This window comes from Amorphus sp. 3PC139-8 (genome assembly GCF_040750475.1).
Lineage (GTDB): Bacteria > Pseudomonadota > Alphaproteobacteria > Rhizobiales > Amorphaceae > Amorphus.
The window spans coordinates 220,691-242,017 of sequence record NZ_JABJVY010000003.1 but is presented as its reverse complement, the minus strand read 5'-3'; the positions used below and the strand labels follow the sequence as shown (position 1 = coordinate 242,017).

The 21,327-nt window shown below is 64.4% G+C and carries 18 protein-coding genes and 2 pseudogenes; 11 read left to right on the top strand and 9 right to left on the bottom strand.

What is annotated here, in order from left to right; genetic code table 11:
* Nucleotides 1-16: 16 nt before the first annotated feature.
* The gene (gene phaZ, locus HNS03_RS04965) at nucleotides 17-1,723 is read left to right on the top strand and encodes a polyhydroxyalkanoate depolymerase (RefSeq protein ID WP_367193580.1); all 1,707 of its coding nucleotides are present in this window, start codon (nucleotides 17-19) and stop codon (nucleotides 1,721-1,723) included.
* 150 nt (nucleotides 1,724-1,873) lie between these two features.
* Here phaZ and HNS03_RS04960 read toward each other — a convergent pair whose 3' ends face one another.
* The 6 genes from HNS03_RS04960 to HNS03_RS04935 all read right to left on the bottom strand — a co-directional run bounded on the left by HNS03_RS04960 (nucleotide 1,874) and on the right by HNS03_RS04935 (nucleotide 8,307).
* Complete coding sequence (locus HNS03_RS04960; RefSeq protein WP_367193578.1) at nucleotides 1,874-2,347, bottom strand: DUF3429 domain-containing protein; 474 nt, start codon at nucleotides 2,345-2,347, stop codon at nucleotides 1,874-1,876.
* Between the two features lie 25 nt (nucleotides 2,348-2,372).
* The gene (locus HNS03_RS04955; RefSeq protein WP_367193576.1) at nucleotides 2,373-3,179 is read right to left on the bottom strand and encodes a TIGR02186 family protein; all 807 of its coding nucleotides are present in this window, start codon (nucleotides 3,177-3,179) and stop codon (nucleotides 2,373-2,375) included.
* Nucleotides 3,180-3,184: 5 nt separating this feature from the next.
* Complete coding sequence (locus tag HNS03_RS04950; RefSeq protein WP_367193574.1) at nucleotides 3,185-4,123, bottom strand: sulfite exporter TauE/SafE family protein; 939 nt, start codon at nucleotides 4,121-4,123, stop codon at nucleotides 3,185-3,187.
* A gap of 188 nt (nucleotides 4,124-4,311) precedes the next feature.
* On the bottom strand, nucleotides 4,312-6,096 hold the full coding sequence (locus tag HNS03_RS04945) for a hypothetical protein (protein WP_367193573.1): 1,785 nt from the start codon (nucleotides 6,094-6,096) through the stop codon (nucleotides 4,312-4,314).
* Between the two features lie 81 nt (nucleotides 6,097-6,177).
* The gene (locus tag HNS03_RS04940; protein WP_367193571.1) at nucleotides 6,178-6,894 is read right to left on the bottom strand and encodes a ribonuclease HII; all 717 of its coding nucleotides are present in this window, start codon (nucleotides 6,892-6,894) and stop codon (nucleotides 6,178-6,180) included.
* 195 nt (nucleotides 6,895-7,089) lie between these two features.
* On the bottom strand, nucleotides 7,090-8,307 hold the full coding sequence (locus tag HNS03_RS04935; protein ID WP_367193569.1) for a PA0069 family radical SAM protein: 1,218 nt from the start codon (nucleotides 8,305-8,307) through the stop codon (nucleotides 7,090-7,092).
* Nucleotides 8,308-8,826: 519 nt separating this feature from the next.
* Between HNS03_RS04935 and HNS03_RS04930 the strand changes: the two genes are divergently transcribed.
* Complete coding sequence (locus HNS03_RS04930; RefSeq protein WP_367193568.1) at nucleotides 8,827-9,414, top strand: glycosyltransferase; 588 nt, start codon at nucleotides 8,827-8,829, stop codon at nucleotides 9,412-9,414.
* A gap of 418 nt (nucleotides 9,415-9,832) precedes the next feature.
* Here the strand turns inward: HNS03_RS04930 and moaB are convergent, their stop codons facing one another.
* Entirely contained in the window at nucleotides 9,833-10,402 is a 570-nt protein-coding gene (gene moaB, locus HNS03_RS04925) for a molybdenum cofactor biosynthesis protein B (RefSeq protein WP_367193566.1), read from the bottom strand.
* Between the two features lie 250 nt (nucleotides 10,403-10,652).
* On the opposite strand from moaB, the gene HNS03_RS04920 reads away from it, so the two are divergent.
* The 9 genes and pseudogenes from HNS03_RS04920 to HNS03_RS04880 all read left to right on the top strand — a co-directional run bounded on the left by HNS03_RS04920 (nucleotide 10,653) and on the right by HNS03_RS04880 (nucleotide 19,349).
* Nucleotides 10,653-11,318, top strand: a complete 666-nt coding sequence (locus HNS03_RS04920; RefSeq protein WP_367193565.1) for a hypothetical protein — start codon at nucleotides 10,653-10,655, stop codon at nucleotides 11,316-11,318.
* A gap of 96 nt (nucleotides 11,319-11,414) precedes the next feature.
* Nucleotides 11,415-13,715 carry an NADP-dependent malic enzyme gene (locus HNS03_RS04915; RefSeq protein ID WP_367193563.1) on the top strand — a complete coding sequence of 767 codons (2,301 nt, stop codon included), beginning with the start codon at nucleotides 11,415-11,417 and terminating at the stop codon, nucleotides 13,713-13,715.
* A 528-nt stretch (nucleotides 13,716-14,243) separates the two neighbouring features.
* Nucleotides 14,244-14,372, top strand: a pseudogene (locus HNS03_RS04910) (RSP_7527 family protein); the annotation flags it as partial.
* 18 nt (nucleotides 14,373-14,390) lie between these two features.
* Nucleotides 14,391-14,510, top strand: a pseudogene (locus tag HNS03_RS04905) (DUF1127 domain-containing protein); the annotation flags it as partial.
* Between the two features lie 276 nt (nucleotides 14,511-14,786).
* Nucleotides 14,787-16,259 (top strand): pyruvate kinase, encoded by a 1,473-nt coding sequence (locus tag HNS03_RS04900; RefSeq protein ID WP_367193561.1) that lies wholly within the window; start codon nucleotides 14,787-14,789, stop codon nucleotides 16,257-16,259.
* A 367-nt stretch (nucleotides 16,260-16,626) separates the two neighbouring features.
* The gene (locus HNS03_RS04895; RefSeq protein WP_367193560.1) at nucleotides 16,627-17,436 is read left to right on the top strand and encodes an ArsR/SmtB family transcription factor; all 810 of its coding nucleotides are present in this window, start codon (nucleotides 16,627-16,629) and stop codon (nucleotides 17,434-17,436) included.
* A gap of 32 nt (nucleotides 17,437-17,468) precedes the next feature.
* Nucleotides 17,469-17,885 carry a GFA family protein gene (locus HNS03_RS04890; RefSeq protein ID WP_367193558.1) on the top strand — a complete coding sequence of 139 codons (417 nt, stop codon included), beginning with the start codon at nucleotides 17,469-17,471 and terminating at the stop codon, nucleotides 17,883-17,885.
* Nucleotides 17,886-17,930: 45 nt separating this feature from the next.
* Entirely contained in the window at nucleotides 17,931-18,593 is a 663-nt protein-coding gene (locus tag HNS03_RS04885; protein WP_367193556.1) for a DUF899 domain-containing protein, read from the top strand.
* A 288-nt stretch (nucleotides 18,594-18,881) separates the two neighbouring features.
* On the top strand, nucleotides 18,882-19,349 hold the full coding sequence (locus HNS03_RS04880; RefSeq protein WP_367193554.1) for an HIT family protein: 468 nt from the start codon (nucleotides 18,882-18,884) through the stop codon (nucleotides 19,347-19,349).
* 398 nt (nucleotides 19,350-19,747) lie between these two features.
* Here HNS03_RS04880 and HNS03_RS04875 read toward each other — a convergent pair whose 3' ends face one another.
* Both HNS03_RS04875 and HNS03_RS04870 read right to left on the bottom strand, forming a co-directional pair.
* Complete coding sequence (locus HNS03_RS04875; protein WP_367193552.1) at nucleotides 19,748-20,071, bottom strand: hypothetical protein; 324 nt, start codon at nucleotides 20,069-20,071, stop codon at nucleotides 19,748-19,750.
* A gap of 132 nt (nucleotides 20,072-20,203) precedes the next feature.
* Nucleotides 20,204-21,232 (bottom strand): AraC family transcriptional regulator ligand-binding domain-containing protein, encoded by a 1,029-nt coding sequence (locus HNS03_RS04870; protein WP_367193551.1) that lies wholly within the window; start codon nucleotides 21,230-21,232, stop codon nucleotides 20,204-20,206.
* Nucleotides 21,233-21,327 lie beyond the last annotated feature (95 nt).

Here is a 21,327-nt window from a genome sequence, read left to right as displayed (position 1 = left end):
ACTGGGAAGACTTTCCGTGTACTATGAACTTTACGAGTTGAACCATGCGGCGTTGAGCCCCTGGCGTGCGGCTGCGGATGCGACCCGTCTCTATTTCCGCAATCCGCTCAACCCGCTGGCCCACACCGTGTTCGGCAAGAGCGTGGCGGCGGCGGGCGAGCTGTTCGAGCGCGTGACGCGGCGCTACGGCAAGCCGGCGTTCGGCTTGGAGGAGACCACGGTCAGCGGCGTCAAGGTGCCGGTGCACGAGGAGATCGTCTGGGAGCGGCCGTTCTGCCGGCTGCTGCACTTCGTTCGCGACGTGCCGAAAGGACGCCCGGCGGATCCGAAGGTGCTCGTGGTGGCGCCGATGTCCGGCCACTATGCCACGCTTCTGCGAGGGACGGTCGAGGCGCTGCTGCCGGGACACGACGTCTATATTACCGACTGGGTCGACGCCCGCATGGTGCCTTTGACCGACGGCCAGTTCGATCTCGACGACTATATCGACTACGTGATTTCCATCCTCCACGTCCTGGGCGGCGACACCCACGTGATTGCGGTGTGCCAGCCGGCGGTGCCGGTGTTCGCGGCGGTCGCGCTGATGGAAGAGGACAAGGACGCCTTCGTGCCGTCCTCGATGACGCTGATGGGCGGGCCGATCGACACCCAGGTCAACCCGACCGCGGTCAACGATCTTGCCAAGCAGCACGATCTGGGCTGGTTCCGGCGCAACGTGATCATGCGGGTGCCGTTCCCGCATCCGGGCTTCATGCGGGAGGTCTATCCGGGCTTTCTGCAGCTCACCGGGTTCATGAGCATGAACCTGGACCGCCACATGACGGCGCACCACGACTATTTCCACCATCTGGTTCAGGGCGACGGCGATTCCGCCGAAAAGCACCGCGATTTCTACGACGAGTATCTCGCCGTGATGGACCTGACGGCGGAGTTCTACCTTCAGACCCTGGAGCGGGTGTTCGTTGGCCACGATCTGCCCAACGGAACCTTCACTCATCGCGGACGGCCGGTACGCCCGGAGGCGATCCAATCGACCGCGCTCTTTACCGTCGAAGGCGAAAAGGACGACATCTCCGGGGTGGGCCAGACAGAGGCCGCGCATCGGCTGGCGGTCAACCTGCCGGAGGACCGGCGGGCCCACTATGTGCAGCCCAACGTCGGCCATTATGGCGTCTTCAACGGCTCGCGTTTCCGCTCCGAAATCTGCCCGCGCATCGCCGACTTCATTTTGAGCCATGACGGTTCGCGCCGGCGCAACGAAAGCGCGTACTGGTCGAAGATGGTCGGCCAGGGGGGGGGGGCGACCCCGGCGGTGACACCGGAGGCCGCGGTGAGTGCCGAAGTCGCCGCTCCGGTCCAGGCGGTGGAGCCGGCGGAGGCGGTCAGTGCGCCTGCCCCGGAACCGAGGGTCAAAGCGGAAGCCAAGCCGGAAAAGGCCGCAAAGCCGGAGAAGAAGAAGCGGAAGAAGGCGAGCGAGCCGGCTCCGAGGACGGGCCTGGCCGCCGTGCGCCTTGACGCTCCGCGCGGAACGGCGGACGACCTGACCCGGATCCAGGGCATTGGTCCGCGCATCGCCGAACGCCTCAACGGTCTCGGCATCTATCATTTCGATCAGCTCGCCGCGCTCGACGCCGAGGCGATCGAGGAAATCCATCGCGAGATCGGATTCCCCGGCCGTATCCTGCGCGATAACTGGATCGGCCAGGCCAAGGATCTCAGCTAGAGCCTTTTCCGCTCAGACGGTTCCAACTGAGCGGAAACGGTTCCGGAGCCTTCCAGGCCAAGTGGAAACCGGTTGGCCGTGTGGAAACGCGCCGAAACAAGAGCGTAGACCCACTCCGCGAGTCCGAGAAAAGCGGAACGGGCCTATGATCTAAAGCGCCAGCCAGGCGATGAGCAGGATCACGCAGACGATCGCGGTCATTTCGGCACGCAGCCGCGCATACCAGTTCGGCGCGTGGTCCTTGAGCGCGATCCAGATGTCGAACAGGCCCTGGGCGACGAAGGCGATGGTCAGCACCATCAGCGCGACCTTCGGCACGAACAGGATCGCGACCCAGCCCACCAGGGCCGGCACGATAGAGACCAGGAGCTCCCGGTTGCGCGATCCCGGATCGGAGGCGGCGAGGGCAAGGCCCCAGTGGACGCCGCCCAGGAACGACAGGATCACCGCCGAATAGCCTTTGAGTGCAACCGACACGAACTCGCCGGTCAGTCCGCCGATCGCTCCGATCCACAACAACACCGCCCCGGCGGCGATCGGAATCGCTCCGACCAGCGAAATCGTGCGGGCGAGCGGCGGGACACCTCCCGCGGAGGCGAGGTTGCGTGCCGATCCGTTTGCCATCGCTGGTCTCCGCCAAGAACGAAAATTAGTCTCGACGGAACAGAACGCCCCCGAGCCATCCCGTCAAGAGTGCGACGGCGACGACGAACAGGCCGTAGAGCAGGCTGTCGTCCTGGGCAAAGACATACATGCGCTGTTCAAAGCCGCTTTTGGCCACCACGAGATCCAGCGACTCGTCGGCCAGATGAGCCTGGTCGGCAAACAGATGCACCGTCACGGTGTAAAGGCCGTCTGGCACCGCGGCCGGAAAGCTGGCCGTGGCGCGAAAGAAGGTGTCCGTCAGAAACTGCACCGAGCCGGCCTCTTCCACATAGAGGCCCTGTTCGCGTTTCAGGTCCACGAGCGCATTGCGGTAGGGTTCACGGGCCGCGATGCCACCGCGCGGCTGGCCGCCATGGCCGACATAGAGCAGCCCGAGTTTCAGCTCGCGTGCCACCAGCGGGGAGGCGATGTCGTCGATCGGCGCCGTGGACTGGATCGAATAGAACGACGGGACGTCGGGAAAGGACTGGGCTTCGCCCGACACCCAGATGCCGGCGACGCGGTCCTTGCGCCTGAGCACAACATCCTCGGTGGGGCCGGCGATGGTGATGGCGACCTGATAGCCGCCCCGACGGGCGATCGTCTGCGCGTCGCGCTGGACGACCCCGAAAACGCTGATTTCCGCACCCGCGAAATTCGACGTGATCTCCACGCGCGGAGCGGACAGACTGGCGACGATGCTTTCCGCCGACGCCGGGGCGGCAAGCCCGAGCGCGCCGGCGGCAAGCGCCAGGACCGGCGCGCAGGCGGCGCCGATCATGCGGGCCAGTTGTGCCGGGGCGACCGCCACAGCGTTTAGCCTCCGCCCAGAATCGTCATCGAATAAAGGTGATCCGGCGTCAGCATCAGGTTGACCAGGAAGCGGACCCCGACCCCGAGAACGAGCAAGCCCAAGAGGGCGCGCAGATGCTCGCCGCGCAGCTTGAGCCCGAAAGACGCGCCGAACTGCGCTCCGATCACGCCCCCGACCATCAGGATCAGCGCAAGCACTACGTCGACGGTCTTGGTGTTGACGGAATGGAGCACGGTGGCCACCGCCATCGTCCCCAGGATCTGCAACAGCGAGGTACCGATCACCACGTTGGTGGGCACCCGCAAGAGATAGATCAGCGCCGGCACCATGATGAAGCCGCCGCCGATGCCCAATAGCGTGCCGAGAAAGCCGATCGAGCCACCGATCACCAGCACGGGAATGATGCTGATATAGAGCCGGGACTGGCGGAAGCGGACCTTGATCGGGAGCCGGTGGATCCAGTTGTGCTGCCCCGACCGGCGCGCCGGCTGCGGCTTGCGGCCGGACTTGCGGGCGCGCCGCGCCTTCAAGATGGCGCCCACGGCTTCTGTCAGCATCAAGGTGCCGATGGAGCCAAGAAACACCGTGTAGGCCAGGCTGATGACCAGGTTGAGCTGGCCCGCGCGCTCCAGAATGGCAAACAGCCACGCGCCAAAGGCGGCCCCGATCGCGCCGGCCGTGAACAGAAACAGCGCCAGCTTCACGTCGATCAATCTTCGGCGCCAGTAAGACAGCGCGCCAGAGGCCGAAGAGGCGACGATCTGCGGCGTTACGGTCGCGACCGCGACCGGATGAGGAATGCCGGAGAAGATCAACAGCGGCGTGAGCAGGAACCCGCCGCCAACACCGAACAGGCCGGAAATGAAGCCGACCGCACCACCCATCGCGAACACCGTGAACACACTCACGGGAAGTTCCGCGATAGGGAGATAGATTTCCATGAGCTTCGGTGTCGCTGGCGGTATATGAGGTAAGGCTAATGTAGGCTGATGTGCCCGCAGTTAAGCGCTTTCTGGGCGCCGATTGTCAATGCCCGCGCCGGCAATTGCTGCTGGGGAAGGCGTCACCGAAGGCGCATGACGGGGCGTATTGAAACACCTCCGTCGTCCCATGCGCCAGGGTCAGGACCCTAAGCGCTGCGGCGGGTCTGGCGCCGATAGCGCTCAAGGATCGCCTCCCGCTCGTTCATGGCGCGACCGGACGTCACGCCAGGATTGCTCGAATGCGGATCGCTGTTCGGATTTCCGAACCGGTCGCTGCGCGCAGGTCGGCCGGAGTAGGCGTCGTTCCCGGGCGTGACGTAGCCGGAGACGATATAGTCCTCGAGCGGATAGGCTGGCCCCATTGGCCGGGATGGATAGGCGCGCGGATCGGGGTCGCGCGGCACCGGCGCGCGCTCTTGGGCGGCTAGTCGGGCCTCAAGCCGTTCCACCGCATCCGCCAGAACCTCCAGCGAATGCAGATTGGTGGCGTGCGCCTCGGCATGGCGGGCGAGCGCGTCGAGGTCGAGTTCGATCGCGTCGAGGCGTTCGCTCGGATCGGGCTGCTTCGCCACCTTGTCGGCGAGATCGGCCAGCATCGCGCAAATCGACTCGTGGCGCTCCGTGGCCACGCGTTCGATGTCCGTGATCCGGTCTTCCAGCGCGCGGAGCCTTTCCGACAGCGGGGCGAGATCGACGGTTTCGGGCATGGGGGCGGGCTCCGCCAGCCGCTGTTCGATCTGATTGAAGCGCGTTTCGAAGTCGATGGCTTCGATCCGGTCGAAGCGGGCTTCGAAATCCACCGCTTGGATTCGGTCCAGCCGCTCGGCCAGACCTTCGATCCGATCGGCGGTCGCCTGGGCGCGTTCCTCGGCGCGGGCGGCGCTGTCGGTGGCGGCGGCGCGTTCCTCGCGGGCGCGCTCCTGCTCCTTCTGGAGGACGGCGAGCGCGGCCCAAGCGGCGAAATCGTGCGACGGCATGGCATCGGTGTCCGTATCGGCTGCGGCCGGGTCGAGATCTTCGTCGGAAACGTCCCACTCCGCCGATCCGGCGTCTTCCGGCTCCGTGTCCGGCGCCTCCGAGTAGGCTTCGGGCGTTTCTGGCTCTTCGGACAGAAAGTCGAGGTCGTCCGCTTCATCGCCCAGTAGCGCTCGGGCGAAGGCGACTGCGGGGGCAAGGTCGGCGTCGCTGGTGCGGGGCGCGGCGGGAGGCGAAGGCGCCGTCGCCGAGGCGTGGGCCCGCAAGGCGGCGAGACGGTCCTGGAGCACGGATTCGATCGTGGGACAGTCGGCCGGCGGCTCGGCATCGACGAATTCAGGCGCCTCTGGTTCGGCTGGGGCGGGGCGGCCTCGCTCTTCTTCCAGATAATCGCGCCAGTTCAGGTTCCAGTCGCCGGTGCGAGAGGGTTCGGACGGCGTGGCGACCCGCGCCGCAGGAGTTGGGCGCTCGGGCGCGTCGGTGAAGCTGCGCCGGGTTGCGCGCCGGAGCGGCTCGTCCTGAGGTCGGCGATAGCGCTCGTCCGGCTCGTTGGTGAGCGGATCGGGACGGGAGCGGCGGAAGTTGGCGATGCGGCGGGCGACCTCGCCGAAATCGGCGTCCTCGCGGAAGGAGAGATCGTCGTTCAGGTCGTCGTCGCGCGACCGGGCAGGACCGGAGGCGGTTTCCGCGTTCGATGGCTGGTTCGACTGTGACATCGAGTCCCGCGTGTCCAGGGCCGAAATCAGGCGGTCGACGGTTGTGCTGATATCGCCGACTTCGTTGTCGAGCGATCCGGCAGCGAGCCATCGGCGCATGTTTTCCGTGCGGCTGTTGTTGTGCCGGCCTTCCGATTCGGTCAAGCGCTCGTCTGCGGCGTGCCAGCTCGCCGCTTCGCGGTGGGGCCGCGGCTCGGGCTTGGTGCGGAGCGGACCTGAACGACGGCTCAGTGCGGGCATGGAAACGGACTCCGGCAGTGTCCGGCGCGGGCAAAGGGGGCACGTCCCGCGTCGCATGGCGGCACTGTCGCGCCGTTAAGGTTAACAGCCGGTGAAGTCGGCGCCGTCAGCGACCGCGTCGCCGTTCGCCTGCTCCAGGATCAGGCGGATCGGGCGGAAGGAGCGGCGGTGGTGGATGGTGGGTCCGAGCCGGGCGAGCGCGGTCTGATGGTCCTTGGTGCCGTAGCCCTTGTGGCGCTCGAACCCGTAGTCGGGAAAGGACAGAGCAAGTTGGGTCATCAGCCGGTCGCGGGTGACCTTGGCGACGATGGAGGCCGCCGCGATGGCGGTTGAAAGAGCGTCGCCGTCGATGATCGCCTCACCGGCACAGCCAAGACCGGTCGGCACGTCGCGCCCATCCACCAGCGCGAGCTGAGGCCGCTCCGCCAGGCCGGCGACGGCCCGCGTCATCGCCCACAGCGTCGCTTCGCGGATGTTCATGGCGTCGATGCGATTCGACGAGGCGATGGTGACGGAGACGTCGGCGCAGGCGACGATCTCGCCGTAGAGGGCGAGCCGGCGGTCCGCAGTGAGCACCTTGGAATCGGCGATTCCCTTGACCCGAAGGCGGTCGGGCAGCGTCACGGCGGCGGCCACCACGGGGCCGGCCCAAGGGCCGCGACCCGCCTCGTCGACGCCGCACACCGGTCCGCCGCAGCGGCGGCGAGCCTTGCGGTCGAAACCCGGATCGGGGGAGGGGGCGTGCGGTGCTTCGGCGGGCATCTCGGTCGGCGAACGGTCTCGAATCAGCGCCGCCATGGTGCCCGCTCCGAGAGCCGGCGCAAACCCGTGGGGTCGTGCGCGCGACGATCCGTCCCCTGAGAATTTCATGGGCGACGGATGATCGGCGAGGAGTGCCGGCAAGACCCGCTCCGCTTTACTCATAATAACGGAGCGGGTCTAAATTATTGTTTCGAAAATGTTTCCGGGCGACGAACCGGTTCCCGCTACCGCCTAGAACAAGCTGAGCTGGCAGCCGTCGCCGAGCGGCGGCACGAACAGGTCGGTCCGAAGCCGGCTCCGCTCCAAGTTCAGCCGGTTGCGCTTGGCGGCGAGTTCGAACCGGCGGCCGAGGGTCCAGGCATAGGGGCCTTCGCCTTTCATCCGCTTGCCGAACGTCGCATCATAATCCTTGCCGCCGCGCATGGCCCGGATGATCGAGAGCACCCGGCGATAGCGGTCGGGATAGTTGCGCAACAGCCAGTCCTTGAAGACGTCGGTCACTTCGAGCGGCAGACGCAGCAGGATGTAGCCGGCTTCCTTGACGCCGGCCGCGGCGGCTCGCTCCAGGATGGTGTCGATCTCGGCATCGTTGAGCGCCGGGACGATCGGCGCGACCATGACGCTGGTCGGGATACCGGCGGCCGACAGCGCTTCAAGCGTGGCGATCCGCTTTTCCGGCGTGGCGGCGCGCGGCTCCATCGCCCGGGCCAGCTTGCGGTCGAGGGTGGTCACGGAGATCGCGACCTTGACCAGCCCGCGCTTGGCCATGCGCTCCAGAATGTCGATATCGCGCAAAACGAGCGCTGACTTGGTCACGATCCCGACCGGATGGTTGGTCCGATCCAGCACCTCCAGGATCTCGCGGGTGATCTTATATTCCCGTTCGATCGGCTGATAGGGATCGGTGTTGGTGCCGATCGCAATTGTTTTCGGCTGATAGCGGGGCTTGGCGAGTTCGCGCTCCAGAACGGCCGCTGCCCCCGGCTTGGCCGTCAGGCGCGTTTCGAAGTCCAGCCCGGGCGAGAGACCGAGATAGGCATGGCTCGGCCGCGCGAAACAGTAGACGCAGCCATGCTCACAGCCGCGATAGGGATTGATGGACCGGTCGAAGCCGATATCGGGCGACTCGTTGCGCGTGAGCACAGAGCGCGGGCTTTCCAGCCGCACTTCAGTCTTGAGAGCCGGCAGTTCGCCGAGGCTTTCCCAGCCGTCGTCCACGGCTTCCGTCGCGGTCGGCTCATAGCGCCCGGCCGGATTGACGGCCGCACCGCGCCCTCGCCGGCGCTGGCTGTCGAGCCGGGCGCCGAACGGCGTCTCGCCGGCCGGCACGTCCACTCGCTCTGTCCGCGTCTTCCGGTGTTTGTCGACGGTGGCAGCCGAGCCATCGTGGGATACGAGGGCGAAGGCATCCGCGCCGGGATCGAGAGGCTGTCGCAAAGGGGCATTCATTCCGCCACCTCATGGGCTTGCACGAGAGCGTCTCCCGTTCAGATCGACTCCATCCGAACGAAAAGAAATCGCTCAAGCTACTGAACCGGTAGCCATTTTTGTCGCCAGATGTTTCCATCTGAGCGGCCGATCGCCATGGTCTGTCATCACTCGGCTCTAGGTCGTTCACACGGGCGATCGGGCCGGAGTCGATAAGAGAACAATACAGGAACATTGGCGTTCCGCAAGAGACATCATTCCTAGAGCCTTCCTGTTCGGGTTAGGCCGATCCGACCGAAGAGGTGTGGCGCAACCTTTTAAAAACCGGCCATTTCCTTTCGAGCGGCGGGGTGCAAGCGAGCGAAAATGCGCTGCGGAACGCACGCGGCGGGTATCGCGCTTCGGCGGCAGGGTGGTTTGTCTTGGGCGTGCGATCCTGCGCCTTGCGAATGGTCAGCCTGCATGGCGTTCCATCGGGCGTGCGCAATTTCTAGACGTAAGACGCTCGCCTTGTGCGCCGCACCATGATAAAACCCGATTATGCTGAGCGTCATTATTCCGACACAGAACAATGAACTGGCGCTGGCGCGCTGCCTGGCCGCACTGGTTCCGGGCGCCGTCGACGGGGTCGTTGCCGAAGTGATCGTCGCCGACCGCTGCTCCAGCGACGGCACAGCACAGGTCGCCGACGCGGCGGGCTGCCGGATCGTCAGCCAAGACACACCGCGCCAGGCACGGGTGGAAGCCGCACTCGCGGTCGTGGAACGCGGCACCTGGGTGCTGGTGCTGGAGCCCACCGTGGCGCTGGAACCGGGCTGGCAGCGCGAGGTCGGCTCTTTCATCGACGGGACAGAACGCGCCGGCCGCAGCGAAGAGCAGCGGGCCGTCTTCCGGTTCGCCTTCGACGAGTTCGCGCGTCCGAAGCGGATCTCCCAGGCGGTCGTGGCCGTGCGCGGCCATCTCCTGGGCATGCCGGTGCCCGAGCAGGGGCTTCTGGCGCATCGAACAGCCGCACATCGGTTGCTTGCTCGCGAGGGCGGCGGCATGGCCTTGATCGGAGCGCTGCTCGGCTGGCGTAAGCTCTCGGTGCTGCGCTCTCGCGCGCTGGTCCAGCCGCAGCATAGCTGAAGCAATCCCAGGAAAAGTGGGAACCGGTTTTCCTTCGGGATTGCGAAAAAATAGCGTTCACGTCAGCTCGCGGCTGCGCGGGCGCGGCCCTGAGCGTTTCCAGGCGAAAGGGAAACCGGTTCGCAGTTCGGAAACGCGTCAGAAACAATGGCCGGCACGCGGTTCCGCTGGCTTCGCTAGTTGTTTCCCCTCGCATCGAGTTCGCTTTTCTCACCGGTTCCAGGTGGGCGGCGCGCGCTGGCTCAAGCTAAGCCGGCGAAAGTGGAAACTGGCTTCGCGCCTAGCTTAGCGGGGAAGAGAGCCAACCCCAGGAAAAGTGGGAACCGGTTTTCCGTTCGGGATTGCGATGAAAAATAGCGTTCAGGTTAGCTCGCGCCAACTCGTGGCGCCGCGTGTGCCGGGAGCTCTGGCGCGGGATTTATGCCGTGCGGCCTTCGCCCTTCGATGCGCCGCGGCGTAGGCTTTCCGACAGCCGCGGCATGATCTCCACGAAATTGCACGGCATGTGGCGGTAGTCGAGCTGCGCCTTCAGGATGCCGTCCCAGGCGTCGCGGCAGGCGCCTGTCGATCCCGGTAGGACGAACACGAAGGTGGCATGGGCGACCCCGGCGGTCGCGCGCGATTGTACCGTCGAGACACCGATCGACTGCATCGAGATCTGGTGGAAGACCGCGGAAAACCCGTCCATGGTTTTGTCGAACAGCGGGGTGACGGCCTCCGGCGTGACGTCGCGGCCGGTGAAGCCGGTGCCGCCGGTGGTGATTACCACGTCGATCTGAGGATCAGTGGTCCAGGCCCGCACCTTGGAGCGTATCTCCACGATCTCGTCGGGGCAGATGGCCCGGTCGGCAACCCAGTGGCCCGCCGCCGCGATCCGCTCGGCGAGCAGGTCGCCGGAACGGTCCTCCGCAAGCGTGCGGGTGTCCGACACGGTCAGAATGGCAATCGAGACGGGAATGAAGGCGCGGGTTTCGTCGAGCTTCGACATCACAGGCTCTCCAGGCGAACGGCGGCGTCGCGGCGATGTCGGCCGTCGTCCCGCGCGTGGGAAGGAAGTCGAGCGCACCATGACGCCGCCAGCGAGCGGGCTCAAGCATCCATCCATTTGAGAGCGCGTTTCGGGCCATGGTGGCGGGCTTCACGGAATCGTAGGTGGATCCGATCGTGTATGCAGGGTTTTCGATCGCCCACCGATCCGGCCATGGTGCGGCCGAACCGGTGGGCCTCTGGAGCCGCAGATGAGCCAGACTTTCAATATCTACTGTGAACGCACGGGCCCAGGTCTGTGGACGGAGCCGCTGAATGCCGTCACCAACGGCGCATTCTTGCTGGTTGCGATCCTGGCCGCACTGGAGTGGCGCAAGCGGCCTCCGGATGCGCTGGTCGGGGTCCTGATTCTGCTCACGGCGGCGATCTCGGTCGGCTCCTTCCTGTTCCACACGGCAGCCACGCGCTGGGCGATGCTCGCCGACTCGATCCCGATCGGCTTGTTCGTGTTCCTCTATTTCTTCCTTGCGCTGCGCCGCTTCCTGGGCTGGTCGATGGTCCTCGTCCTTGTTGGTCTGGCCCTGTTCGCGGCAGCCTCCGCCGTTGTCATTCCGCTCTTGGAGGTCCTGTTCGGCGGGTCCGCCGGCTATCTGCCGCCGCTGATCGCGCTCCTAGGGTTCGGGGCCCTTCTGGTGGGAGAGGGCGATCCGCGGGGGGCGGCAATGGTCGCCGCCGGCGGCATCTTCGCGGCCTCCCTGGCCTTCCGCGTGTTGGACGCATCCGTGTGCGCGAGCTTCCCGCTCGGCACCCATTTCCTATGGCACCTTTTGAACGCCGCCGTGCTTGCGGTCTTGCTGCGGGCCGCCCTTGTTTCCGATCCCGACATCCGCCACCCGCGGCCGCGCGAAAGCGACTGATCGGCCGCAAAACCGCTCCGATCTTTCGCTTTTCAACCTGCTCGGCGGCGGCTACGAAGAGCGAAACGGAAGCTGGTGTTGTCGGGGAGAACGCACATGTCGCAAATGAAACCGTCGACGGAGACACTGGACGACGCAGCCCTGCGCTATCACGAGTTTCCGCGGCCCGGTAAGCTGGAAATCCAGGCGATCAAGCCGCTCGCCACCCAGCGCGATCTGTCGCTTGCCTATTCCCCCGGCGTGGCCGCCCCCTGCTTGGAAATCGCCGAAAACCCCACCAAAGCACTCGACTACACCGCCCGCGGCAATCTCGTGGCGGTCATCTCCAACGGCACGGCGGTGCTGGGGCTTGGCACCATCGGCGCGCTGGCCGGTAAGCCGGTGATGGAAGGCAAGGCGGTTCTCTTCAAGAAATTCGCCAACATCGACGTCTTCGATATCGAGGTGGAAGAGCGCGACATCGATAAGTTCTGCGATGTCGTCGCCGCGCTGGAGCCGACCTTCGGCGGCATCAACCTGGAAGACATCAAGGGCCCGGACTGCTTCGAGATCGAGGACAAGCTGAAGGCCCGGATGAACATTCCGGTCTTCCACGACGACCAGCACGGCACCGCCATCATTGTCTCGGCGGCCGCCACCAACGGCCTCGCGATCGCCGGCAAGAAGATCGAGGACATCAAGATCGTCTGCTCCGGGGCGGGCGCGGCGGCGCTCGCCTGCCTCAATCTCCTGGTTTCGCTGGGGGCGAAACGCGAAAACATCTGGGTCTGCGATATCGACGGGGTGGTCTACAAGGGCCGCGAGGCCAGCATGGACCGCTGGAAGGAGGTCTACGCCCAGGAGACCGACAAGCGCACCCTCGACGAGGTGATCGACGGCGCCGACATGTTCCTCGGCCTGTCGGTCGGCGGGCTTTTGAAGCCGGAGATGGTGAAGCGGATGGCGGACCATCCGCTGGTGATGGCGCTCGCGAATCCGACGCCGGAAATCATGCCCGATCTCGCCCGCGCGGCGCGTCCGGACGCGATGATCTGCACCGGCCGGTCGGACTTCCCGAACCAGGTCAACAACGTCCTGTGCTTTCCCTATCTCTTCCGTGGCGCGCTCGATGTCGGCGCGACCGCGATCAACGAAGAGATGAAGCGCGCGGCCGTGCGGGCGATCGCCGACCTTGCCAAGGAGGAGCCGTCGGAGGTGGTCGCCAAGGCCTATGGCGGCGTCACCCGGTCGTTCGGGCCGGACTATCTGATCCCGTCGCCGTTCGATCCGCGGTTGATCTTGAGAATCGCGCCGGCGGTGGCCAAGGCCGCCATGGACTCCGGTGTCGCGGTGCGGCCCATCACCGATTTCGACACCTATGCCGATCGGCTCAACCGGTTCGTCTTCAAGACCGGCGTGTTGATGAAGCCGCTGTTTGCGGAGGCGAAATCGGCCAAGCAGCGCATCGTCTATGCGGAAGGCGAAGACGAGCGCGTACTGCGGGCCGTCCAGATCGTGCAGGAGGAGGGGCTCGCCGAGCCGATCCTGATCGGCCGGCCCAAGGTGATCGAGACCCGTGCGGAACGCTATGGGCTGAGACTGAAGCCGAACGAGACCATCGAAGTCATCAATCCGGAAGACGATCCGCGCTTCCGTGACTATTCCGACCTTTATTTCAGCCTGGTCGGGCGCAGTGGAGTCACCCCGGACGCGGCGCGCACGGAGGTGCGTTCCAACACCACGGTGATCGGGGCGCTGGCCTTGAGGCGCGGCGAGGCGGATGCGCTGATCTGCGGCCTGGAGGGGCGCTTCGACGACTATCTGAGCGACGTGGAAGCAATCATCGGCTGTGCGGACGGCTCCGCCCGTTACGCCGCGCTCTCCATCCTCACCGGCCAGTCCGGCACCTACTTCCTGGTGGACACCGCCGTCACCGACGATCCCACCGCGGAAGAAATTGCCGCCATGACGCGGCTTGCCGCACGCCAGGTCCGCCGCTTCGGCACCACGCCGAAAGCCGCGCTTTTGTCGCACTCGACCTTCGGCTCGCGCTCGTCCGCCTCGGCGGTGAAGATGCGCAAGGCGGCGGAGATCTTGTGGCGCACCGCGCCGGATCTCGAGGTCGACGGAGAGATGACCGGCGAAGACGCGCTCTCGGAGCTGGTGCGCGGGCGCTCCATGCCGTCGAGCAGGCTTACCGGCGAGGCGAATCTGCTAGTGTTCCCGAACCTTGACGCGGCCAACATCGCCATGACGCTGCTGAAGGAGACGACCCAGGCGCTGCATGTCGGGCCGATCCTGCTGGGCGCGGCCCAGCCGGCCTATATCGTGTCGCGCTCCACCACCGCCCGCGGCGTCGTGAACATGACGGCCGTCGCGTCGGTGGAAGCGGCAAGCCGGGAAAAGACCACGGGGTAAAGCGTTTCCAGGAAAAGTGGGCACCGGTTTTCCGTCCGGAAACGCGTGAAGATAAAGCCGTTCCAGGAAAAGTGGGCACCGGTTTTGCGTTCTTTTCGCTCGCGCCAGCTCGCGTTGCTCGCGGCTGCGCGGACGCGGCCTTTCCGGCCGTCGCGCGGTCGCGCGCTGGCTTCGCCTCCCAGGAAAAGTGGGACGTCACTTTTGTCCCCACGCTGTCGCGGCTTCGCCGCTCCGCTCCGGACACGGCGGTCTAAGGACCGACGCGCAGTCGCGCGCTGGTGGGCGGGTGTATCAGGGAAAGTCGGCTCGGTTTTTTGAATTAAGGTCTTATCGGTTCGCTTTGCGGGCGGGCCCGCATTGGGCGGCTTGGCTTTGTGACGCCATTGCGGTCCCGAGGGTCGCGTTAGACGCATTGCTGCGTTGCAGCATTGCCCGCTACTTCTTCGAGCCGGAACCGATTATCTCACGACGCAGAGGGGAACGAACATCAACCAATCCGCTGCCGCGGAGTGAGAGAGATTCGATCCTATGAAGACCAACTACACCCAAGTGTCGTCGACCGATCTGGCGGCCATTGAAGCCAACGCCCGCGATCTTCGGTCCGCTGAATTCGTCCGTCTCGTGCGCAATGCCGCCCATGGCGTCGTCGGTTTCGTCCGCTCCGTCGCCGGCACCATTGCCGACATGCATCGCATGCACGTGACCTACACCGAGCTTTCCGCGCTGTCCGATCACGAGCTGCGCGACATCGGTTTGCACCGCAGCGACATCATGGCGGTTGCCGCCGGCACCTTCGAGCGGACGCCGGAAATCGAGCCGCTTGACGTCACGACCGACGCCGAAGCCCCGGCCGCGGCGAACGACGACGTCCGTCTCGCTGCGTAACGACTGTCCGACGGGCAAACGATTGCCCGCGGGTTTGATCCACCCGAGCGCCGCTTACCCAAGGTGGCGCTCGGGGGACCGGCATTCTGCGTTCCTGGTTTCCCGTCTTCGTCCGGCTTCATAAAACGGACGTGCGCGGCATTTATGTCCGAATCCGGACCCCAAAATCGGGACGGACATCGCGCCATGACGGACGCAGGCGACCTTCTTCGCGAAATCGACAGCCTGATCGCGCAGGTGACGGCGGACGCCGGCGCGTTGACCGACGGCTGGCAGCGGTTCGACATACGGCCGGATTTCGCGCCGAGCGCGGACAACCTCGCAGCCTATCTGGCGCTGCGCCACCACGACCTGCGCGCGCTGCAACGCGCCCTCATGAGCATGGGGCTGTCCTCGCTCGGACGGCTGGAAAGCCGGGTGCGCGCCACTCTTTCCGCCGTGCGTGCCGCGCTGGCTGCGGTCGCGGGAGAAGGTGGACCGCTTCACGCCGACGAGGCGACCTTTTTTGCCGGCGAAACGCGGCTGCGCGCCCGCGCGGCGCACCTGTTCGGTCCGCGCAGCAGCCGCTGCCCCACCGCACTTTTGATCACCTGCCCGAGCGAAGCGGCCTCCGATCCCTCGTTCATGCGCGCGCTCGCCGACCGGCGGGTCGATGCCATTCGTATCAACTGCGCCCACGACGACGCCGACGCCTGGAAGGCGATGATCGACCATGCCCGCTCGGCGGAGGCTGCGACGGGCCACCGGATGCGGGTGTTCATGGATCTCGCCGGCCCGAAGATCCGCACCGGCGGTGTGCGGATTCGCGATGGCGGCAAGCGCATCTTCACCGATCAGCGGATCGCGATCGTCGCGCCGGGGGACCTGAGTGCCCCGAAAGCCTCCGAATGCGGGGCTGCGGTGGAATGCTCCTATGCGGACGTGCTCGGCATGGCCAAGGCGGGCGACCGCGTCTTCATCGACGACGGCAAGATCGGCGCGATCGTTGAGGAAACCGGCGGCGGCGCGTTGACGGCGCGGGTGATTCGCGCAGACGCAGCCGGCGCCAAGCTGAAGCCGGAAAAGGGTCTCAACTTTCCCGACAGCGATTTGACCATCCCGGCGTTGACGGAAAAGGACAGGCGCGATCTTGCCTTCGTTGCCACCCACGCCGACGCGGTGGAATATTCCTTCGTGCAAAGCACGGCGGATGTCGCCGCCCTTCAGGCCGCGCTCGCCGAGGCGCGCCCGGATGAGTGGACCGACCTGGCGCTGGTCTTGAAAATCGAGACGGCACGCGCCGTGCGCAATCTGCCCGGTATTGTCGTGGCCGCCGGCGCGCGCCAGCCGGTTGCCGTCATGATCGCGCGCGGCGATCTGGCGATCGAGATCGGGTTTGCCCGGCTTGCCGAGATGCAGGAGGAGATCCTGTGGATCGGAGAGGCAGCCCAGGTGCCGGTGATCTGGGCGACCCAGGTGATGGAGCATTTCGTCAAAAAGGGCATGCCTAACCGCGCGGAATTGACCGATGCGGCCATGTCGGTCAGGGCGGAATGCGTGATGCTGAACAAGGGGCCCTTCCTGCTCGACGCGCTGGACGAGCTCCAAGGCCTGCTTGCCCGCATGAGCGAGCACACTCAGAAGAAGACCCCGCAGCTCAGGCGGTTGGCGAGCTGGTAGCGAAGGGCGGCGGGCGTTTCGCCCACTTACGCCGGCTCACTGCGCTCGCCGCCGCGTGGCACTACCGGAAAGCGGCCTGAACAGGCTTGCCAGCGTTGCCCGTAGGTCATGGATTACGGTGCAACGATCGCGTGCGGTCATTTTCGAATTTTCGTCCGCATGCCGTCAGGGCAGACGCCCGAGAGCAGACATAGCAGCAACAAAATGCATCCCCGGCTGTGACGGTTGCCTCGATACCCTGCCTTCCGGTTCGTGAATTAGTCAAAAAATCAATATTGATAGTGGGTTAGTAGGTATTCGCTTGGGCAAAGGCGCCAGGCACACGCCAAGTGGACTCACATTATGCAGGTAAACACCTGCTCTTGACATGCAGGTATTTACCTGCATATTATCGGCCATGACAGACGATCGAACCGACGCCGACAAGGTGTTCAAGGCTCTGGGTGACCCCGCGCGCAGGCGGCTTTTGGACCGACTCCACTTGAAGAACGGCAGGACGCTGACCGAGCTGTGCGAGTCGATGGAGATGACGCGTCAGTCCGTGACGCAGCATCTGGGCCTGCTCGAAGAGGCCAATCTGATCAGCACCGCGCGCCGAGGTCGGGAGAAGCTTCACTTTATCAACCCGGTCCCGTTGCACGATGTCTACGAGCGGTGGGTCCATAAATTCGAAACGGGTCGTCTCGAGCTGCTCTACGACCTCAAACGCAGCCTCGAAAGGAAAGAAGACATGGCCGACAAGTCCGCAAGCTTCGTCTACGTGACTTACATCCGCACGACACCGGAAAAGGTCTACGAGGCGATCACCACTCCCGAAATTGCGCGGCGTTACTGGGGGCATGAGAATGTCTCCGACTGGAGGCCGGGGTCCACCTGGGAGCACGTGCGCGCAAACGTCGAACGGCCGGTCGAAATCGTCGGCAAGGTCGTTCAGGCCGAACCGCCCCACAAGCTGATTATCACCTGGTCGGCCGTGTCCAAGGCCGACGATCCGGACGAGGAAAGCCGTGTCATCTTCGACATCGAAGAACAGGAGGGCGGGATGGTCCGGCTTACCGTCACGCACGATCAGCTCCAACCCGGTAGCCCCATGGCAAAGGGCATCGGCAAGGGCTGGCCGCTGGTCCTGTCCAGCATGAAATCTTTCCTCGAAACCGGGACCGGTATGGGCCTCTGAAACCGGACCTCCAACGGGTCATGGAGATCGACATGAGCACGATCCGTACCGGCCGCTGCGCCTGCGGCGCCGTCCGCATCGAGGCGAGGGGGGACCCCGTCGCCGAGCTGCACTGCCAGTGCAGGCACTGCCAGCTTCGCTCTGGCACGGGCCATAGTTCTTTCTTGGTGTTCGCCGGTCCCGAGGCAGTGGAGCTCAATGGTGAAACTAGGAGCTGGTCCGTCACCGCCGACAGCGGAAACGAGAAATATCAAGCGTTCTGCCCGGATTGCGGCACGCCGACCCACATGACGTTCCCTGCCAATCCCGACGTTACGGCGATCAGCGCGGCGCTGCTGGACAGCCCCGATCAGTTCGCTCCGAAATTCGTGACCTACGCAGGCCGCGCCTTGCCTTGGGACAGTCTCGATCCGGTGCTGGCCCGGTTTGATCAGATGCCGAAGGGCTGACGCGTTTGCGCTTGCGGACCCGATACGGAGAAAGGATGAAGTGCCATGCAAACTCCACCCGTCGTTTCGCGCGCTGAATGGGATGCGGCCCGGGCTGCCTTGCTGGCAAAAGAAAAGGCGTTGACCCGCGCCAAAGACGCTCTGGCCGCAGAGCGACGACGCATGCCTTGGATGGAAGTCAGGAAATCCTATCGATTTCTGGGACCGGAAGGGGACGTGTCACTTTGGGACCTCTTCGAAGGCCGGCGCCAGCTCATCGTCTATCGAGCCTTCATGGATCCGGGTGTCAGCAGATGGCCAGACCAGGGCTGCGTTGGCTGCTCGCTGATGGCCGATCACATTCCCAACCTTGCCCATCTCCGCGCGCGAGGAACGAGTTTCGTCTATGTCTCGCGCGGGCCGCAGGCGGATCTCACCCGCATCAAGGCGAAAATGGGCTGGAGTCACATCCCGTGGTATACGTTGACCGACGATTTTGATGCCGATTTCGACGTTGCGGAGTGGCATGGCCACAACGCTTTTGTTCGGGACGGAGATCGCATTTTCCGCACGTATTTTATCAACGAACGTGGCGACGAGCAGTTCGTCCCGACATGGTCGTGGCTCGACATGACGGCGTTCGGGCGACAGGAGATCTGGGAAAGCTCCCCGGACGGCTACCCTCAGGACGCGCCCTACCGGTGGTGGAACTACAACGACGCATACTAGAGCCTTTTCCGATCGGGTGGGCTCACCTGATCGACAAGAAATGGGCTCAGATTCAAGTGTTTGAGCAAATTCCTTTTCGTTCAGGCCGGCTTCGAGCAGGTCTAGGTCGTATGGCTGGCGCGGCGTCGATAAGATCCAACCCGGTTGTGCGGCGGTTCGGCGTTCAGAACACAGCTAGCGGTCGTTATTGTCCTTGGACGTCCGCCGCAAAAAGCTCGCACGACATCTCTTGGTGTCGTCGCGGTGTCCGATAAAATTGCGCTATCTACCAAATGTGCCCGAGTTTACATGACACCCAGGTATCGCCACTCGCCCAGTCAATGCCTGTTTTGTCGCATCGCCTCAGGTGAGGTTCCGAGCGATGAAGTCTATCGCGACGATCGGATCGTTGCCTTCCTGGATATAGGTCCGATTCGGGAAGGACACGTTCAGATAATCCCGATCAAGCACTACGAAACCTTTGAGACTCTCCCGGACGAATTGGGGGCCGAAATACTTAATCTTGGCCAACGATTGGCCCGGGTGCAGAAGCGTATTTATGCGGTCGAACGCGTTGCCTTCATGTTTACCGGGGGGGATGTCTCTCACGCCCACGCCCATATCGTCCCGCTTGTCGAGAAGACCGACGTCACCTCGCGTAGATACATCGTCGAATCCGAGCTGACTTGGAGGACCCTGCCGTCGCCCGACCGTGATGCTCAACGTGAAACGGCGGCTGCGTTGGCCCGCGGCTTAGCGGACGATGAGAGCGCGTGATGGGCTGGCAAATCCAAATGTCGCCCTGTGGAGCCTGTTTCTTGTGAAAAGCCCCTGGATCCGTCCCGCTTTTCTCGGACTTGCGGAGTGGGTCTAAGTCATTGTTTCGATGCGTTTCCGAACAGAAAACTGGTTTCCACTTGGCCTGGAAAGCGCTCTCCAGGGCCTTTCCCGATCAGGTGGCAACACCTGATCGATTAGAAATGGCTCTATATGCAATATTTTGAGCAATTCCTTTTCGTTCAGACTGATTCAGTCTGAACGGGAAATACTCTAACGCCTCCGGAATACTGCGGATTTCCCTGGATTTTGCGACCGCTCGCGCCCGGACATGTTGTGCCCGGACCCATCTTTCCGCCTGGCCGGAAAAGGCTCAGGCGGGGAAACGCAATTCCCGGTCAGGCCGCTGCGCGGATCCGGTCCGCGACCTCGCGGGCCACGTAACGGCCTTTCCAGGAACGTCGGGGTGAAAGCAGCCAACTGAGTGCACTGTGGGAGAGGCCGGGAAAGAAGTCTCGGGTTATCTCGGCGATGAACAACCGGTCCCTCTTTCGGATCGCATCACGCAAGGCACCGTAGATGGTGTCGGATTCGTGCGCGGTATCGATCAGCCAGAAATCGTCGCTCACCCGGTAGGTGTCGCCAAACTGCTCGTCGAGTGCCAGGTCGAAGACATCCGCTTGCGTCTCGTCCGACGCGTAGTAGACCGCGTAGACCGTCATGCCCCGTACCTCCGTTGCGCTTCGGCTTGCAACGTTTCGACCCCATTGTCGCATCCGAATCAAAGCAATCTAGAAGGCAGATGGACATCCCGCTTGGCATTTTGCGCCATAGTGAGATGGGTGCGGGGCAGGTTATGGGTGGTAACGAGCTCTGAACTCCGACGGCGTGCAGCCCAGCCAGCTCTGGAACGCTCTGCTGAAGCTTGCATGATCCTCGTAACCGAGCAAAACCGCAATTTCGAGAATTGGCCGGTCGGTCTCCCGCAAGAGGCTGATCGCGCGCGCCTTACGCGCTGCGCGGACAACCTCCCGATAAGTGTAACCCCGTTGGCCCAGCATGCGCTGCAGGTTTCGGACGCTGGTGCCCGCCATGCGTGCCGTGCCGTCGATATCCGTCTGCCCGTCGAGAAGCCGAAGCGCCACGATGGCGGAAATTGAGCGGGCGGGTTCGGCCGCGCTCGACAGCACCAGATCGGCGACCACCTCCCGCAGGGTCACGATCTTCGCCCCGTTTGCGGGGCCCGCAGCGCGCCTTGCGAGCAGATCTTGGACACCAAAGGCAATTCCGGTCCCACCCTGGCCATATCGGATCGGGACCTGCAGCCGTTGTTCCAGCAAATGAGCGTTTGGATCGCGGAAATAGGAGACTTCGATCCATTTGGGCGCCCATCGTTGGCCGAGATATTCTCGGGCGATGATGATCATCGGCCCGATCATATGGTCGACATGCTGAATCGCCATCTGGCCGAGGGGGCGTGCCGCACAGCGCCAAAGCCAATGGCCGTCGCGCCATAAGAGCTCCAACCCACCATTGGTAGCATGGGTATGGTAAGTCCGATTGTACCGGTTGATTGCCTCGCCCAAGGTCGGCGCGGTCGCGCCATAGGCGCCCCACAGACCAAAGCCCCAGGCTTTCGCCATTTCAAAGCCGACGTCGAGCCCGAAGGTTCTGTCGTCCAACAGGCGGGCACACCGTTCGAAGATCCCGATCATGCTGGCGTACGGCACGGGTGTCTGCAGGGAGTCGATGACCGAGAGCGGGAGTCCTTCTTGTTCGAAGGCCCTCCAAAGTTCGCGCTCGCCCGCCCGGCGCTCAAAGAGCGTCGGCAGGGGACCGAGGCCGCTCGCCCGCACGAGAGGCACCGATCCGTTAAACGCCATTCGGTCCACCTCACTGTCGCAATATGCGCCGACACCAGCACCTGTGATGCCGCGTGTTGGCGTGACGCGCAAGCAAAAGGCGAGCCTTACACCCC